The organism is Geosporobacter ferrireducens (genome assembly GCF_001750685.1).
Lineage (GTDB): Bacteria > Bacillota > Clostridia > Peptostreptococcales > Thermotaleaceae > Geosporobacter > Geosporobacter ferrireducens.
Genome location: NZ_CP017269.1, coordinates 1252159 through 1267803, shown reverse-complemented (window position 1 = coordinate 1267803; position 15645 = coordinate 1252159). Strand labels below are relative to the sequence as shown.

Sequence of the window (15645 nt, the reverse complement as noted above, 5' to 3'; positions counted from 1 at the left end):
CATGAAAAAGACACCCAGATTTATTTTCTTTTCAGGGAAAGGTGGTGTAGGGAAGACTTCCATGGCTTCTTCTACAGCAGTTTACTATGCTGAAAAAGGATTAAAGACTTTAATCGTAACGACGGATCCTGCTGCAAACTTATCCGATGTGTTTGAGCAGCAGATCGGACATAAGGTGACTGCGATTGAAGGTGTATCTAATTTACTGGCAATGGAAATTGATAGTGATGAAGCAACTGCTGAATACAGAGAAAGAGCTCTAGCACCAATTCGAGAAGCCTTTGGGGATGAAATGGTGACAATAATGGAAGAACAGCTTAACTCTCCGTGTACGGAGGAGATGGCATCCTTTGATAAGTTTACAGATTTTATGGATACCGATGAATATGATATTGTCATTTTTGATACAGCACCTACCGGACATACTATTAGACTGTTAGAGCTTCCTGTAGACTGGTCTAAGCATATCGAGGAAAGTTCAAAAGGGTCAGGTCAAACCTGCATGGGTCCTGTACAAAATATTCAGGATTCTAAAGATAAGTATGATAGAGCTGTGAAGCTGCTGCAAGATAAAGAGGAAACCCATTTTATCTTTGTACTGCAGCCAGAAGCTACTCCGATTAAGGAAACGATTCGTTCTGCAAAGGAATTAGGAGAGATTGGTATCAATACTACAGAAGTCATTGTAAATGGTATTTTACCAGAAGAAGAGCTGTTAAATCCCTTTTTTAAAAAACGTGGAGAGATGCAAAAAAGATATCTCCAACAGATCAATACAGAAATTCCTTTGCCAAAGAGAAAAATGCAGTTGTTGGCAGAGGAAATTAGAGGCGTAGAAATCCTGGAAAAAGTCGCAGATCAGTTATATAATCAACAAGAGGCGGTGAATCAAATTGAAATCTCAAACTAAAGTGATATTGCCAGAAAATAAAAAGCCCAAGTTAATATTTTTTGCTGGAAAAGGTGGGGTAGGAAAGACCTCTATGTCCTGTGTGACGGCATTATATTTAGCTGAGAAAGGATTTAAAACCCTGCTTTTGACTACTGATCCTGCATCCCATATTGGAGAAGTGTTTGAACAGCCGATTGGGGATAAAATACAGCCTATCGCTGGTGTAGAGAATCTATATGGACTTAAAATTGATCCAAAGCAGGCTGCGGAGGAATACAAAGAGAGGATCTTTACTGAAGCAGCAAAGAATAATTACTCCGAAGAAATGATGATGGGACTGAGAGAAGAATTAGATTCTCCGTGTACAGAGGAAATGGCAGCCTTTGATCGATTTACAGACTATGCCGATAATGAAGAATTTGATGCGATTATCTTCGATACGGCTCCTACTGGTCATACGTTGAGGCTTTTAGAACTGCCTTTAAGCTGGAACAAACAAATTGAATTAAAAACGGCCATGAATACGGTAAATGAGGGAGATTTAAAAGCACAAGAGAGATTTAAACGGGTAATCAGTAAAATGCGAGATAAAGAGCAGACGACTTTTGCTTTTGTTGTATATCCTGAAAACACGCCAATTCAAGAGGCTTATAGAGCTGTGGAAGAGTTAAAGGGGGCAGAGATTTATACCCAACTGGTGATCGCAAATCAAGTACTGCCGGAAGAATACTGCACAACAGCATATTTTCAAAAGAGAAAAGAAATGCAGGATAAGCATTTAAAGGTTATCCATGAAAAGTTTGACTGTGAGATATTGCAAATGCCTTTGTTTGCCGAAGAAATCAAAGGAATTGATACAATTCGGGAAGCAGCAAATGCATTATATAAATAAATAATACCTAATGGAGGGAAATAAAATGAGCAAAGTGGAAATGAATATTTTTGCGGTGAAACCAGCAGGCTGTGGTTGAGGGCCATCTGACAGTTGTGGACCAACTAGAACAATTATGGATGATATCCAAGATTTGAAAAATGCGATCAAGCAGGAAGGCTTACTGGATCGGGTTGCCTCCATGAAATTTATTGATATATTCTCACCAGCCCTTAGCAAATATCCGGAAGTATTTAAACAAGTCAGCGGGGGTGCTGCACAAGTACCAATCGTTGCTTTTGGAGAAGAAATTATATCTGAAGGGAATGTAGATATTACAAAAATTATTGAAAATTTAAAAACACGATAGAATTGGTTAAAAGCTCAGGTAGAATACTGGGCTTTTTTTATATAAGGTAGGAAAGTTCTACTTTTCTATTATATAAAAAATAGGGGTTGTAGGGGATGAAATCCCCTGCCGTACTAAGGAGGGTGCCCAGACTGCGAAAGCGTCGTAGACGCTCTTTTTATACTTTTAATTGTGTACAGCATATAGGCGTTGACAGAATCTGAGAAAAACCATATTATAAGTATATAATAATATATTTATATACTTATAATGATGGGAGGTATTAACATGAGTGAATGGAAGAAGTTTTGGATCATTCTAGGCGTATTTTTGACTGCATATTTTATGCCAGTAAACAGCTTAAGATTTCAAGGTGCGATTATAGAATCTTTTGCCATGTTAAATGATTATGCGAGAGAGCATGTATTGCTTTGTCTGGTGCCAGCATTTTTTATTGCCGGAGCGGTAGCCGTGTTTATTTCACAGGATGCAGTGATCAAATATTTTGGCCCAACAGCAAAAAAATGGGTAGCCTATTCGGTAGCTGCTGTATCAGGGACGATTTTAGCAGTGTGTTCTTGTACCATACTGCCCTTATTTGCAGGAATCTATAAAAAAGGCGCTGGGTTAGGGCCTGCAACTGCTTTTCTTTACTCTGGTCCAGCCATCAACATATTGGCGATTGTGATTACAGCCAGAGTATTGGGTCCTGAGTTAGGAATCGCTAGAGCTCTTGGCGCAGTGGTATTCAGCGTGGTGATTGGTTATCTGATGCATTTAATATTCTTAAAAGAAGAAAAAGAGAATATGAATAAAGACGCCAGTATGTTTGCCCATGAGAGTCAAGAGGATAAACCTCTATGGAAAACCGGTATATACTTCTTTTCTATGGTAGGGGTTCTGGTGTTTGCAAACTGGGGAAGACCGATGCAGGCAACTGGATTATGGGCAACTATCTTTAGCATGAAGTGGATCTTAGCAGCAGGATTCTTAGCGGTGGTATTATACGCATCTGTTAAGTGGTTTAATAAAGAAGAAAGAGATGAGTGGTTTAGTTCTACTTGGGGATTTGCAAAGCAAATCTTACCTCTTTTGTTCTTCGGCGTGCTGGTTGCCGGAGTTTTACTTGGAAGACCTGGACACGAAGGATTAATCCCCTCAGCATGGGTGGAACGACTGGTAGGCGGCAATTCCATCGGAGCCAACTTATTTGCATCGGTTGCAGGCGCATTCATGTACTTTGCGACACTAACGGAGGTACCGATTTTACAAGGTCTTATCGGATCGGGCATGGGGAAAGGACCAGCACTGGCACTGTTGCTGGCAGGACCGGCATTATCCTTACCCAATATGCTGGTAATCCGTCAGGTGATGGGAACAAAGAAAACCGTTGTATTTGTGTGTTTAGTCGTAATAATGGCTACCCTTGCAGGAGTAGTATATGGAACATTGTTCTAATGTTCATGTCGATCTGAGCTTATCTTATCGTCCTTCATTTTGTAATCATTATTGTAGGGGCAGGCCTTGTGTCTGCCCGTTACTTTTTATAGGATTTGATGTATGTATCCATCAGATTTTTTGAATGATATCAACATAAATATAAATTGACAATACAATAATTGTATAATACAATTAAAAGGAAAGGAGGCAGTAAGAATGGATCAAAAAGAAATGAAGGATCAATTTAAAGTTCTACAAACATTGGATATACATAACGAAGATTGTTGTGTAGAAGAAGTGGGGGACATGATTCAGCGATTAGTGAGAGTTTTTCAATTGATCGAAAGAGATCAAATAAAGATTTTTGGTGTAACCTCAACCCAATGCTACTGTCTTTTGGAGCTGTTGAAAGTAGAAAGACTGACGATGAATGAAATCAGTCATAAAATGAATCTCGATACCAGTACGATGACAAGGGTAATTGATAAACTTGTCAGGGATCAAATGATCTCAAGAGAACGGCAGGAAGAAGATAGAAGAATTGTTGTTTTAGAGCTAACAGAAAAAGGAAAAGATGTGGCGCTGCAGTTAAACCAAAGTATTCGAAAATATTATAAAAACATTATTCAAAACCTTCCAGAAGGCCAGGTAGAAAATGTATTAAATGCTGTTTTTTTATTACTGAATGCCTTTGATAAAGCAAATCCAAACTGCTGTTAAAAATTTTATAGAAAAGTTGTATAATACAAATTATGTATCATACAAAATATAAGAAAAGGAGAATGTATTATTATGCGTATGATTCAAGATGTAATTTTCACCGTAATCGATTTTTTGAAAGCAGACTGGCATATCCTATTCATCGGTATATTGATGGCTGTGAGTATTAATGTGTACGTTGATTCCATGAAGCTAAAAAAGTATTTAGAGAAGAACACTGTGTTATCCGTACCCGGTTCTGTAGCTTTTGGTGCCCTCACACCTCTCTGTGCCTGTGGGACCATGGCAGTGCTGTTGTCCATGTTTATCTCTTCTATGCCATGGGGAGCTGTAATGGCTTTCCTGGTGTCATCACCATTAACAAGCCCATCGGAATTTATGTTTCAAACCAGTTTCTTTGGTACTAGATTTGCAACCATGGTTTTAATATCTTCCATTGCATTAGGTTTATTGGCAGGCTTTATAGCCCATCTGCTGGATATGAAAACCAACTTTTTTAAAGGTCAGTTCAGACTAAATAAAGAGGTAGAACAAAGCTGCTGTTCTCAGGATGAAAGTGAAGGGGTCATAGATTTATTAGAAACTACTACATGCTATTCCAAGAAAGAAGCAGTTATTGAAAAAAGGCAAGGTTTTGTTGAAAAATACAAGATTCATGAATTCATAAAAGAGTTTTATAACACAGGCATTAAAAAAATTCTATTTGCTTTTGTAGTATTTATTGCAGTAGGAAGAATTGTTGAGATGATGATCCCAAAAGAATGGATTTTGGCACTTTTTAGTCAAGATAAAAGTTATTCCATTCCACTAGGTGCAACCATTGGATTGCCGCTTTATGTATCTGGTTCAGCTTCACTGCCGATTATGAAGTCCTTTATGAGTTCTGGAGCAGGAGAAGGTGCAATCCTGGCATTTTTAATTACGGGAAAAGCAACAGGGGTTCCAGTAATCGCAGGTATGTCTACGATTCTGAAGAAAAAAGCCATATTGTTCTATGTAGGCTTTGTTTATCTGGGAGGCATATTCTTCGGATATCTATATCAAATCTTATTAAATATGCAGTTATAGTATTTGAGACATAAAGTGCGGCAAATGCATAATGAATCATTTACAATAAAGACGGAGGGATATGTAGGTTATCTCTCTGTTTTTTTGAATAATTAGAAATCAATATGATATAAGATAAATAGGTGAGAAAAATCATTTCAACCGTAGAAAATGGAGAGATACTTATGGGAAAAAAATTGGCATTTATTTCAGATATTCACGGAAATATTGAGGCTTTAAAAGCTGTCCTATCAGATATGGGGGATAAAAACATAGATTTTCAGAATGTATATTGTCTAGGGGATCTGGTTGGATACGGACCAAGACCGAATGAAGTAATTGAACTCATTCAGCAGAAAAAGATTCAGACTATATTAGGGAATTATGATGAGACTGTAGGCTATTATCTACCGAGCTGTGGCTGTCCCATATATTTTACAGTAGGACCGGAAGAATTAACATACATTTAACACAAGACTTATTTATACATCAATATATCATGATATAATAAAAATCAAGAGATGATTTTTTTATGCACTGTTGCCTTCCTCCTCCCATTCACTTCCCACAATAAACCTGTTCTGTTACAGAAATCATTGAATATACGGATTTTAGTCAATCGAAAATATCGAACCATCTAAAATGCTTGAGAGAAAGTGATTTGGTAGATGCACGACAGGATGGCAAATTTATCTATTATCGCATTAAGGATGAAAAAATAAAGACTATATTGTTATTGGCGAATGAACTTTTAAAGGATGTTTCAGAAGAAAAATATAATTGTATGAAATACTAAGAAATTTTATCGAATCTTAAGGAGGCTTTATCATGAAAAAGAAAGTAGCATTTGTATGTATTCATAACTCCTGCCGTTCGCAAATGGCAGAGGGCTGGGCGAAGCACCTAGGCTCAGATGTTTTAGAGGTGTATTCAGCCGGTACAGAGGAGTATCATGAGGTAAAGCCATTGGCTGCTCAAGTAATGGAAGAAGCAGGGGTGGATATGGGTGAACATTATCCGAAGCTTTTAACCGATATTCCAGAAGAGGTAGATATATTGATCACCATGGGGTGTGGTGTGGTTTGTCCATTTTTACCCTGCAAGCATGAAGAAGATTGGGGCCTTGTAGATCCATCGGGGGGACCGATTGAAGATTTTAGAAATACAAGAGATTTGATTAAGGGTAAAGTTATTGATTTAATTGAAAGAGTTAAAAAAGGAGAATTATAAAGTATATAGAAACACTTTTTTATAGTACGAATTTTGTTGTAGGGGCAGGCCTTGTGTCTGCCCGCTTTTATTTCATATGGTATAATCAAGGGGAGAAGGGAATACTTTGTATAAGTTTGCCGGATTACCTAAAAAATATAAATGATAAAAGTATGATACATGGAGAAGGGAGAATGTGCTTATGGAAAAACTGGATAGTCAAGAGGTCTATAAAGGGGTCATCATTCGGGTGGAGAAGGATCGGGTACGATTGGAAAATGGAGTAGAAACCTACCGGGAGTCTGTAAGACATCGGAATGCGGTAGCTGTGGTAGCATTAGATGAGGAAAACCACTTATTGATGGTGGAGCAATATCGATATCCTATCGGAGGAAAATTGGTAGAACTGCCGGCAGGGCTTATTGATGAGGGCGAGGAACCCTTAGAGGCTGCAAAAAGAGAATTGGCGGAAGAAACAGGATATGAGGCAGAGCATTGGCAGCTGCTGACAGAGTTTTATCCTTCCGGAGGCGTTCATGACGAAAAAATATACATATATTTGGCGAGGAAAATTAAACAGACGGCAGAACCTCATCTAGATGGAGATGAAATTTTAACCTCTCATAAAACGCTATTTGGAGATCTGCTGAAAAAAGTACAAGACGGTGAAGTTCAGGACGGAAAAACTATTATCGGGATATTAATGGCACAAAAATTTATTTGAAATAGTTGGAACAAACTTACAATTCCCTGCGTCTTAAGGATAAAGAATATATGCAAAGGACGTGAAGAGAATGAAAAAAAAGGGACAGATGTTGGTTTTAATTCTACTTGCATTTTCACTTCTAGTAGCTTATGGCTATACACATAACAGGATCGTTTCCATAGCAGAAGAGCCGCCGACGCAACTGGAAGCTTTGCCGAGGGTAGGCAGTCAAGAAAATTTGAGAAGCCTGCTAAAGACTTATTATGAGAGAGAAAGCTTGTTGTACGGCAATATGATGAAAACGGCGGACGGTGGAAGCCGCGGCATGGAGTCTGTTACTGTGGAATTAGAAGCACAAGCTGCGGTAGCGAACGACGCGGCGGGAGATTATTCTACTACCAATGTACAGGTACAGGGTGTTGATGAAGCGGATTTGGTAAAGACCGACGGAAAGTACATCTATCAAATCAATGGTGCCAGCCTTGTAATCGTTGATGCGCAGCAGCCGGAAAAAATGAAAGTAAGCAGTCGCGTTTCTTTTAAAGAAGAACAGTTTAGGCCTTTAGAAATGTACTTAGACCAGGATTATTTAATTCTCATTGGACATACACCTATGCCCATCGGTATTCCAAAGCCGATGATTCAAGATAGTGTTGACAGTACGGTACAAAAGATAAGACCAATGCCTGTGTATTATGGTGGAAGTACCGTATATATCAAAGTTTATGATATCAAGGATAGAAGTGGTGTGAAGTTAGAGCGGGAAATCAAAATGGAAGGGAATTACCTGTCATCAAGAAAAATCAAAGATAGCCTTTATCTAGTAGCAAACCATCCAATACACTATTATATCATGGAAAATAAGGAGTCGGAGGTACCTACACCTCGCTACCAGGACACTTTGTTGGGCGAAGAGATCAAGACCGCTGCTTTTGAAGACATTCGATATTTTCCTAATGCAGTAGAACCCAATTATATTACTTTATTAGGATTGAATCTAAAAACTTTTAAAGAAAAAGCAAATATAGATACCTATTTAGGTCAGGGTGAGAATATTTATGCTTCTTCTGAAAATCTCTATATTGCAGTTAACCGGTATGAATTTGAACAATCGTTGGATAAACCGCAAAATCAAGTGGAAGGCACAGCAGGCTTTCGAAAAATTCTTCCGGGCTACAGCCATAACACAGAAGTTTACTGCTTCGGGCTGAAGGATGGGGAATTCCGATATACTGCGAAGGGGAAAGTGCCGGGACGGATTTTAAACCAATTTTCAATGGATGAATATGAGGAACACTTTAGAATTGCAACGACTACAGGTGAAATGTGGCGCAGCGATGAATTCACGTCGAAAAATAACGTATATGTTTTGGATGGGCAAATGAAAACGGTAGGGAGTCTGGAAGGAATTGCTCCCGGGGAACGAATCTATTCCATGCGCTTTATGGGGAATAAAGGATATATGGTGACATTCCGAGAGACGGACCCTTTTTTCGTATTAGATTTAAAGGAGCCTAAAGAGCCAAAAATGCTGGGCTATTTAAAGATTCCAGGATATAGTGATTATCTGCATCCTTACGATGAGAATCATATTATTGGCTTTGGAAAAGAAGTTATCGAAGTAAAGGGTGCAGCCCTGCAAGCAGGTATGAAAGTTGCCGTATTTGATGTACGGGATGTAAGCCAGCCTATAGAAAAATTCAAAACGGTTATCGGGGATCGCGGTACAGAATCTTCGCTGCTACAGAATCATAAGGCGTTGTTGTTTTCCAAAGAGAAAAACCTAATGGCCTTCCCCTTGACGGTAATAGAAAATAAGCGTGTGCAGCAGGACCCTTGGAGCTCGGGAGAGTTTACGTTTCAAGGTGCTTATGTGTACCAGCTGGATATGGAAAAAGGATTATCCCTGAGAGATCGCATTACCCATCTGACACCGGAGGACTATATGAAGGCAGGCCAGCATTGGTATGAAAGTGATCTGAATGTACAGCGCATTCTTTATATAGGAGATATCTTATATACCCTTTCAAACCAAAAGATTATGGCACATGATTTAAAAACACTGAAACTTAAGGGAAGTTTAACATTGTAAACATTTATGGTCAAATGTTTCTGACAAGTAATACAGATGGAGGCAAGCCTCTATAGGCGTCAATCTAATCTATAATATGTCATTTATAAAAAGTTCACTGAAATAAAAAATGTGAATCCGTTGGACTCACATTTTTTATTATTTTGCCAAGCGCACGGCTGTGCCGTAAACCAATATTTCTGCAGCGCCCTGCATGATTGCAGAAGAGGAATACCGCACATTGACGATGGCATCGGCACCCATCTTGCGGGCTTCTTCAATCATTCTTTCTGTGGACATTCTCCTTGCATCATTAAGCATATCAGAGTATCCTTTTAATTCGCCGCCAACGAGAGTTTTTAGTCCTGCAGCTAAATCCTTGCCCAGGTGTTTTGACTGTACAGTACTGCCTTCCACCAAACCTAGTACCTCACTGATTTGCTTTCCGTGTATTGATTCAGTATTGACGATTAACATAATAATCCTCCTTTATTAGGTATAGATATTATAATAATATGCCCATAAATAAAGATTCAAAACAGGGCGGATGATTCATATGATCCATCCTATATACCATTTCTATCCTCAGTATAGATCAGCTGCACAGGGATGTCAATGATCCTAATTTTGACCGAGCCAGGCACAGCATGGTATAATTTTTTCAAACCTTGAAGGAAGTTAAAACGGGGGGGATGCAGCTATGTTGATAGACAGCCATATTCATATTGCCTTGGATGGTATAGATATAAAGAATACTAAAGCGTTGGGCAGCTTAGAAGAAAAAGAAGCTTGGATTCGGAAAATCCTAAAACATTATAAAGAAAAAAAGATTTTTATGATGAGAGATGGCGGTGATCTTTGTGGTTTATCCTCCATGGCAAGAGAGATCGCCAAAGAAGTCGGAATCATCTATAAAACGCCTCTCTATGCGCTGTATAAAAAGGGACATTATGGTGCTTTGCTTGGAAAAGCTATTATGGACCTAGTTGACTTCCGCATCGAATTTCAGAAATTGGTTGCCTTGAAACCAGATCATTTGAAGGTTCCGCTGACAGGATTGGTTTGTTTTGATCAATATGGAAAAATAGGACCCATTGCTTTTACAAAAAAAGAATTAGCATATATGACAGCGGCTGCCCATGATCAGGGATTAGCGATAATGGTTCACGCAAACGGGGCGGAGGCAGTGCAAATGGCAATTGAGGCAGGAGTAGATACCTTAGAACATGGATATTTTATGACAGAACGCGAATTACAGGGATTGGCAGAAAAAGATATTGTATGGGTTCCTACATTAGCGCCGTTAGGCAATTTAGTAGAGAAGCGAGATGAACGCTTTTTAAAAGAGATTCCTATTATTGAAAAAACCTACCGTCAGCATCAGGAGCTTTTTTATCGTGCAGTAGATATTGGAGTAAGGATTGCAGTGGGCAGTGATGCGGGAGCCTATGGTGTATTGCATGGATCTGGATTTTTCGATGAGATAAGTCATATGGTAAAAGCGGGACTGTCAGAAAAAACAGTATACGAAATGGCTTGTGAAAATGGAATAAAAGCACTACAAATAAAAGCGGAAGAAATTCAATCTATCGAAAACGAGGTGTCAAAGACATGAGGATAACCATTATTTATTCGGGAAAAACCGGAAAACAGCCGGAGAATATTTTTCAGATGAAAACTGACAGCCGGTTTGCAAATGTGAAATTTATTCCCCATTTACATGATGATCCAATGGCATGCAATCTATGTGGGAAAAAGTGCTACTGGTGCAGAAGTCGTTATCAGTTGAATTTTTCAGAATATATTCAGGAGATGATTGAACTGCCGGATATATATCCACTTTTTGTAGATGAACCTTTAACCTATCTTCCAAAAGAGTTTATGCCTAGCGATGTATTTGTCGTAATTGGCGTTCATCAGGATATTTTAGTAGAACTGCCCGGGTTAATCCATAGAAGCGGGGGAAAGGCTATTGTTGTACCTTGTGAAGGTTCTGACTGGGTTTCCCGTTGGACGCGGGAAAGAACCATAGAAGAATGTGAAAAATTTGGCTTGGAATATGATTTTCCTAAACCCTTCTGTGCTATGAAACAGGGGAAGTTTGAGACCATTAATCAGTTTATGGATTTTTTCAGAATTGGAAAGCCTAAAATGCGCCTCTATGTAGATGAGGAAGACGTTATTCGAAAGGTAGATGTACTGGTGTCTGCTCCCTGTGGGAATGGTTATAATGTGGCAAAGCATCTTTTAGGCGTTAGATTGGGTGAAACCGCTAAGAAATCCGTGGCGAAGTATTGGCATAGCTTTCCCTGCATGGGAGGAATGCAAATTGATCCGGAATTAGGAGATACAATTTTGCATATTGGCGGTTATCTTCACTATAGTGCCTTAGACAATGCGGAAATCATTAGGACTGAAAAAACGCGGGAAGAACAGTAAATACGGAGCGAATAACAGACTATAGATGTGTGATTGAGAATCCTTATTTATGCCAGTTATTTTCCTGATTTTAACAGATAGAAGAGTCACTGCTAGCAGTGCTGAAAATATAGCGGGCAGACACAAGGCCTGCCCCTACGAAAATCGGATATTGTAGGGGACGGCCTTGTGTCGTCCCGGATAAAATTAAACTTTTCAGTCACACATCTAGATGTAAATAAGGATTCTCAGTCCAAAGTAGCGGAGTCAGGGGGACGGTTCCAGCGTCACCGAAGCATAGCGAAGGTCCGAAGGGAAGACGATGGAACCGTCCCCCTGGCGAAGCGGATGTAATGCACTTAGTGTGACTTATATAGAGATATTCTTTTCCGGGCTAAGATCCTTCGACTCTGTTTCATTCCTAACATAGGATGACAAATTATGGGTTAGGCTGAAGTCTGTATATTTATATACACCATCAAATAATAAAAGCGGAGGACTCGACCTCCGCTTTTATTATTTGATGGTGTATGGAATTTTTATAATATCACTTTGAACTACATTATCCCAAAATCTTAAGTGGCTGTATTTTCCATATAAGGCTAGAGATCCGTCCTTAACCTTTCCTTTTATCATGTCAAACTTGATTATGGACAACTCATCCTTCAAAGCTGGAATGGTTTTGAAAACATTGAAAAGTGAAGTGAAATCAGCAGCTTCTTCTGTAATGGATAAAGATTTCTCAATTTGGCCATTACAAACTGGACAAGTGAGACTATAATGCAAATCATAGTTGTCGGGACCTTTCTCTTCTAAAAGCATTTCTGTAACAGGAACTTGGTTCGTACACCCACATTTTGCAAATACCATAATAGGATACTTGAATTCTAGGCTCTTCATAATATTCCTCCTTCATACTAATAGATGTTGATCTGTTATAGATCAGTGGCTTACAAAGACCCAAGCTTAGAAATACAATGAATAAAAGAATATGTAAAAAATGATTTTGTATAGTTTAAAACTAACATAAAAATTCAAAAAATTCAACCAAATTTTGCGTCGAACTATGACGTTGCAATATAATTTGTAAAATAACAAACAATCTTGCATATTATAAATTATTGCGATAAAATATTGACAGTTAAATAACAATATGATATTGTTTACTTATAACAAATGTATGTTATAAAGCATCTGAATAGTATAGATAATTAACCATGAAGGTTATGTTGCAGCAGAAAATTGCTGTGCAGTACTTCGTGGTTTTTTTATTTTTTATTACTTTATAAAATAAGCAAATAATATTTAATACGTTTATGTCATTCCCTCCCTACGATCATTTTATAAAGCGTAAGCCAAACGCAAATGACCGTAGGGGTCCCCTCATAAATAAAATTGTGAATAGCAATTGCTGAAAACAGCCAAATAACCGGGTTCTAAGGGAGTTTGGCATTTTGTCATGTAAAAAAAAGCAACTTTTATGTGGAAAAAGCAAATATAATACAAAAAATATATAGATATTACAAACGTCTTTTTCAAACATGTATTATAATACTAATTAAATAAAGAGAAAATATTTTGAAAATAACGAAAGGAATTTTGGATATTTTCCATCAGACCCAATGTATTTTTATAGGCAAGGGGAAATCCTTTGCACACATTGTGGAACGAGAGAAGTCTGGATACATAATACAGTATAATGTGTTAAAAATTTAATATACAATTGTTTGAAATTTAACTAAGTCTATGCTACAATGAAAACGTGCATGAACTACAACCAGATAAAGTGAAAAAAAGATGAAGTAAAGCAAGCGCATCTATTTTTTTTAAGAAAAATGTTAAAAAAATAACAAATATTTTATACATTCAAGTCGCTATATGGCTAAAAAAGTAAAAATTCTACCCGGAAATCCTGAAAATTTTGTTTTTTTATATATACATGTTAATTATTTAACGCTAATTATTGCCAATTATCTAGGATCATGAAGGTCCTAGAAAAAATATAGGGGGGACACTATGAGCGATCAATTTATTTCAATTTATCAGTCAGGTGAGGAACAACTTTTAGAAAAAGCAGTAAAAGACGGTGCAGAAACCATGTGGGATAGAAAAGCTGCCCAAAAAACACCATGTGGTTTTGGGGAAAAAGGGGTTTGTTGTAGAATTTGTGCAATGGGACCTTGCCGCGTTAGTCCAGTTGCTGGTAAAGGGGCACAAAAGGGAATATGTGGCGCTACGGCAGATGTAATTGTGGCAAGAAACTATGCAAGAATGGTGGCCGCAGGAACTGCTGCTCACTCAGATCACGCTAGAGATATTGCACATATATTGCATATGGCAAGTAGAGATGGAAATTATAAAGTAAGAGATGAGAAAAAATTAATGAGCCTTGCAAAAGAATGGGGCGTGAATACAGAAAATCGTGATATTTATGAAATTGCACATGAAGTGGCAGAAATTGCATTAAACGAATTTGGAAAGCCTTTCGGAACGCTTAAATTCCTAGAAAGAGCACCAGAGCTCAGACAGAAGGTTTGGGAGGATCTGCAAATTAAGCCAAGAGCCATTGATAGAGAAATTGCTACGATCCTGCATTCAACTCATGTCGGATGTACTGGAGATGCAGAGAGCCTCGTGCACATGTCAATGAGAACATCCTTAGCAGATGGTTGGGGTGGCTCTATGATTGGAACTGAATTTAGTGATATTATATTTGGTACACCGGTTCCAAGAGAAACTGAAGCAAATCTTGGGGTATTAGATGAAAAGCAGGTAAATATTATCCTACATGGTCATGAACCAAGTCTTTCAGAGATGATTGTAATGGCTTCATTAGATCCGGAAATGCAAAAACTTGCAAAAGAAGTCGGGGCTGAAGGAATTAATTTAGCAGGAATGTGCTGTACCGGTAACGAAGTAACTATGAGACATGGTGTAAAGATTGCGGGTAACTTCTATCAGCAGGAAATGGCCATATTAACAGGTGCTGTTGAAGCAATTATAGTAGATGTACAATGTATATTTCCGGCTTTAGCTAAATTGTCAGATTGTTATCATACGAAGTTTATAACAACTTCTCCAAAGGCAAAAATTACAGGTGCTACACATATTGAATTCCATGAAGATAATGCTATGGAATCTGCGAAAAACATTGTTAAAGAAGCTATTGAAAATTTCAAAAATAGAAAGAATGAAAAGGTGTTTATACCGGAAATTAAGTCCAATGCAGTTGTTGGATACAGTGTAGAAGCAGTTATCAAGCAGTTAGACAAAGTAGTCAACCCGCATATAGATCCAATGGGTACTGTAAAGCCACTTGCAGATGTTATCAAAGCTGGAGTTTTAAGAGGGGCAGTAGGAATTGTTGGATGTAATAACCCAAAATCCAAACATGATTATAGTCATATAGAAATCATGAAAAAGCTGATTGCCAATGATGTAATCGTAGTAACTACAGGATGTGCAGCCCAGGCTGCAGCAAAGGCAGGCTTATTGACAAAGGATGCCAGAAAGCTTGCAGGTCAGGGATTAGCTACAGTATGTGAACTGGTAGATATTCCGCCGGTATTGCATATGGGTTCATGTGTAGATATCAGTCGTATTTTGACAATTGTAGGAGAAGTTGCAAAGCATCTTGGTATAGACAATAGCGACCTGCCGGTAGCCGGAATTGCACCGGAGTGGATGTCCGAAAAGGCTGTTGCCATTGCAACTTATGTTATATCTTCAGGAATAGATACTTTCTTGGGAATTACACCTCCGGTAACAGGATCTGACGAAGTTGTAGATATTCTAACAAATCGAGTGGAAAATATGACTGGTGCTAAGTTCTTTATTGAAGAAGATCCACATGCCCTAGCAGATAAAGTACTAGGTCGTATCGAAGAGAAACGCCAAAAACTAGGAATATAGGTGATAAATA

16 protein-coding genes are annotated in these 15645 nt (G+C 38.2%); 14 read left to right on the top strand and 2 right to left on the bottom strand.

Going from position 1 to position 15645, the window contains the following annotated elements:
* The first annotated feature begins 1 nt into the window (after position 1).
* The 11 genes from Gferi_RS06450 to Gferi_RS06400 all read left to right on the top strand — a co-directional run bounded on the left by Gferi_RS06450 (position 2) and on the right by Gferi_RS06400 (position 9326).
* Positions 2-910, top strand: a complete 909-nt coding sequence (locus tag Gferi_RS06450) for an ArsA family ATPase (RefSeq protein WP_069974801.1) — start codon at positions 2-4, stop codon at positions 908-910.
* Positions 894-1784 carry an ArsA family ATPase gene (locus Gferi_RS06445; protein ID WP_069974800.1) on the top strand — a complete coding sequence of 297 codons (891 nt, stop codon included), beginning with the start codon at positions 894-896 and terminating at the stop codon, positions 1782-1784. Before Gferi_RS06450 ends, Gferi_RS06445 begins: the two co-directional genes overlap by 17 nt.
* A 133-nt stretch (positions 1785-1917) precedes the next feature.
* Positions 1918-2133, top strand: a complete 216-nt coding sequence (locus tag Gferi_RS06440) for a hypothetical protein (protein ID WP_156782335.1) — start codon at positions 1918-1920, stop codon at positions 2131-2133.
* A gap of 267 nt (positions 2134-2400) precedes the next feature.
* Complete coding sequence (locus Gferi_RS06435) at positions 2401-3570, top strand: permease (RefSeq protein WP_069974798.1); 1170 nt, start codon at positions 2401-2403, stop codon at positions 3568-3570.
* Between the two features lie 198 nt (positions 3571-3768).
* On the top strand, positions 3769-4272 hold the full coding sequence (locus Gferi_RS06430) for a MarR family winged helix-turn-helix transcriptional regulator (protein ID WP_207645800.1): 504 nt from the start codon (positions 3769-3771) through the stop codon (positions 4270-4272).
* 72 nt (positions 4273-4344) lie between these two features.
* The gene (locus Gferi_RS06425; protein WP_069974797.1) at positions 4345-5340 is read left to right on the top strand and encodes a permease; all 996 of its coding nucleotides are present in this window, start codon (positions 4345-4347) and stop codon (positions 5338-5340) included.
* A 164-nt stretch (positions 5341-5504) separates the two neighbouring features.
* Complete coding sequence (locus Gferi_RS06420; RefSeq protein WP_069974796.1) at positions 5505-5789, top strand: metallophosphoesterase family protein; 285 nt, start codon at positions 5505-5507, stop codon at positions 5787-5789.
* A gap of 122 nt (positions 5790-5911) precedes the next feature.
* Positions 5912-6115, top strand: a complete 204-nt coding sequence (locus tag Gferi_RS29265; RefSeq protein ID WP_083273410.1) for an ArsR/SmtB family transcription factor — start codon at positions 5912-5914, stop codon at positions 6113-6115.
* A 32-nt stretch (positions 6116-6147) separates the two neighbouring features.
* Positions 6148-6549: an arsenate reductase ArsC gene (locus tag Gferi_RS06410; RefSeq protein WP_069974795.1), complete on the top strand. Its 402-nt coding sequence runs from the start codon at positions 6148-6150 to the stop codon at positions 6547-6549.
* Positions 6550-6730: 181 nt separating this feature from the next.
* Positions 6731-7252 carry an NUDIX hydrolase gene (locus tag Gferi_RS06405; RefSeq protein WP_069974794.1) on the top strand — a complete coding sequence of 174 codons (522 nt, stop codon included), beginning with the start codon at positions 6731-6733 and terminating at the stop codon, positions 7250-7252.
* A gap of 70 nt (positions 7253-7322) precedes the next feature.
* Positions 7323-9326 carry a beta-propeller domain-containing protein gene (locus Gferi_RS06400; RefSeq protein WP_069974793.1) on the top strand — a complete coding sequence of 668 codons (2004 nt, stop codon included), beginning with the start codon at positions 7323-7325 and terminating at the stop codon, positions 9324-9326.
* A gap of 138 nt (positions 9327-9464) precedes the next feature.
* Here the strand turns inward: Gferi_RS06400 and Gferi_RS06395 are convergent, their stop codons facing one another.
* Positions 9465-9782: a YbjQ family protein gene (locus Gferi_RS06395; protein ID WP_069974792.1), complete on the bottom strand. Its 318-nt coding sequence runs from the start codon at positions 9780-9782 to the stop codon at positions 9465-9467.
* A gap of 223 nt (positions 9783-10005) precedes the next feature.
* Between Gferi_RS06395 and Gferi_RS06390 the strand changes: the two genes are divergently transcribed.
* Positions 10006-10920, top strand: coding sequence for an amidohydrolase family protein (locus Gferi_RS06390; RefSeq protein ID WP_069974791.1), 915 nt, complete (start codon positions 10006-10008; stop codon positions 10918-10920).
* A complete protein-coding gene (locus tag Gferi_RS06385; RefSeq protein WP_069974790.1) occupies positions 10917-11744 on the top strand; it encodes a DUF166 domain-containing protein in 828 nt (275 codons plus the stop codon). Before Gferi_RS06390 ends, Gferi_RS06385 begins: the two co-directional genes overlap by 4 nt.
* A 495-nt stretch (positions 11745-12239) precedes the next feature.
* Here the strand turns inward: Gferi_RS06385 and Gferi_RS06380 are convergent, their stop codons facing one another.
* A complete protein-coding gene (locus tag Gferi_RS06380; protein WP_069974789.1) occupies positions 12240-12623 on the bottom strand; it encodes a hypothetical protein in 384 nt (127 codons plus the stop codon).
* 1116 nt (positions 12624-13739) lie between these two features.
* On the opposite strand from Gferi_RS06380, the gene cooS reads away from it, so the two are divergent.
* A complete protein-coding gene (gene cooS, locus Gferi_RS06375; RefSeq protein WP_069974788.1) occupies positions 13740-15635 on the top strand; it encodes an anaerobic carbon-monoxide dehydrogenase catalytic subunit in 1896 nt (631 codons plus the stop codon).
* Positions 15636-15645: the final 10 nt, after the last annotated feature.

Excerpts from the sequence above, each read along its gene's own strand:
- Gferi_RS06450 (WP_069974801.1), top strand. The coding sequence starts at position 2 with ATGAAAAAGACACCCAGATTTATTTTCTTTTCAGGGAAAGGTGGTGTA.
- Gferi_RS06385 (WP_069974790.1), top strand. The coding sequence starts at position 10,917 with ATGAGGATAACCATTATTTATTCGGGAAAAACCGGAAAACAGCCGGAG.
- Gferi_RS06420 (WP_069974796.1), top strand. The coding sequence starts at position 5,505 with ATGGGAAAAAAATTGGCATTTATTTCAGATATTCACGGAAATATTGAG.
- Gferi_RS06405 (WP_069974794.1), top strand. The coding sequence starts at position 6,731 with ATGGAAAAACTGGATAGTCAAGAGGTCTATAAAGGGGTCATCATTCGG.
- cooS (WP_069974788.1), top strand. The coding sequence starts at position 13,740 with ATGAGCGATCAATTTATTTCAATTTATCAGTCAGGTGAGGAACAACTT.
- Gferi_RS06435 (WP_069974798.1), top strand. The coding sequence starts at position 2,401 with ATGAGTGAATGGAAGAAGTTTTGGATCATTCTAGGCGTATTTTTGACT.
- Gferi_RS06380 (WP_069974789.1), bottom strand. The coding sequence starts at position 12,623 with ATGAAGAGCCTAGAATTCAAGTATCCTATTATGGTATTTGCAAAATGT.
- Gferi_RS06395 (WP_069974792.1), bottom strand. The coding sequence starts at position 9,782 with ATGTTAATCGTCAATACTGAATCAATACACGGAAAGCAAATCAGTGAG.
- Gferi_RS06390 (WP_069974791.1), top strand. The coding sequence starts at position 10,006 with ATGTTGATAGACAGCCATATTCATATTGCCTTGGATGGTATAGATATA.
- Gferi_RS06410 (WP_069974795.1), top strand. The coding sequence starts at position 6,148 with ATGAAAAAGAAAGTAGCATTTGTATGTATTCATAACTCCTGCCGTTCG.
- Gferi_RS06430 (WP_207645800.1), top strand. The coding sequence starts at position 3,769 with ATGGATCAAAAAGAAATGAAGGATCAATTTAAAGTTCTACAAACATTG.
- Gferi_RS06425 (WP_069974797.1), top strand. The coding sequence starts at position 4,345 with ATGCGTATGATTCAAGATGTAATTTTCACCGTAATCGATTTTTTGAAA.
- Gferi_RS06400 (WP_069974793.1), top strand. The coding sequence starts at position 7,323 with ATGAAAAAAAAGGGACAGATGTTGGTTTTAATTCTACTTGCATTTTCA.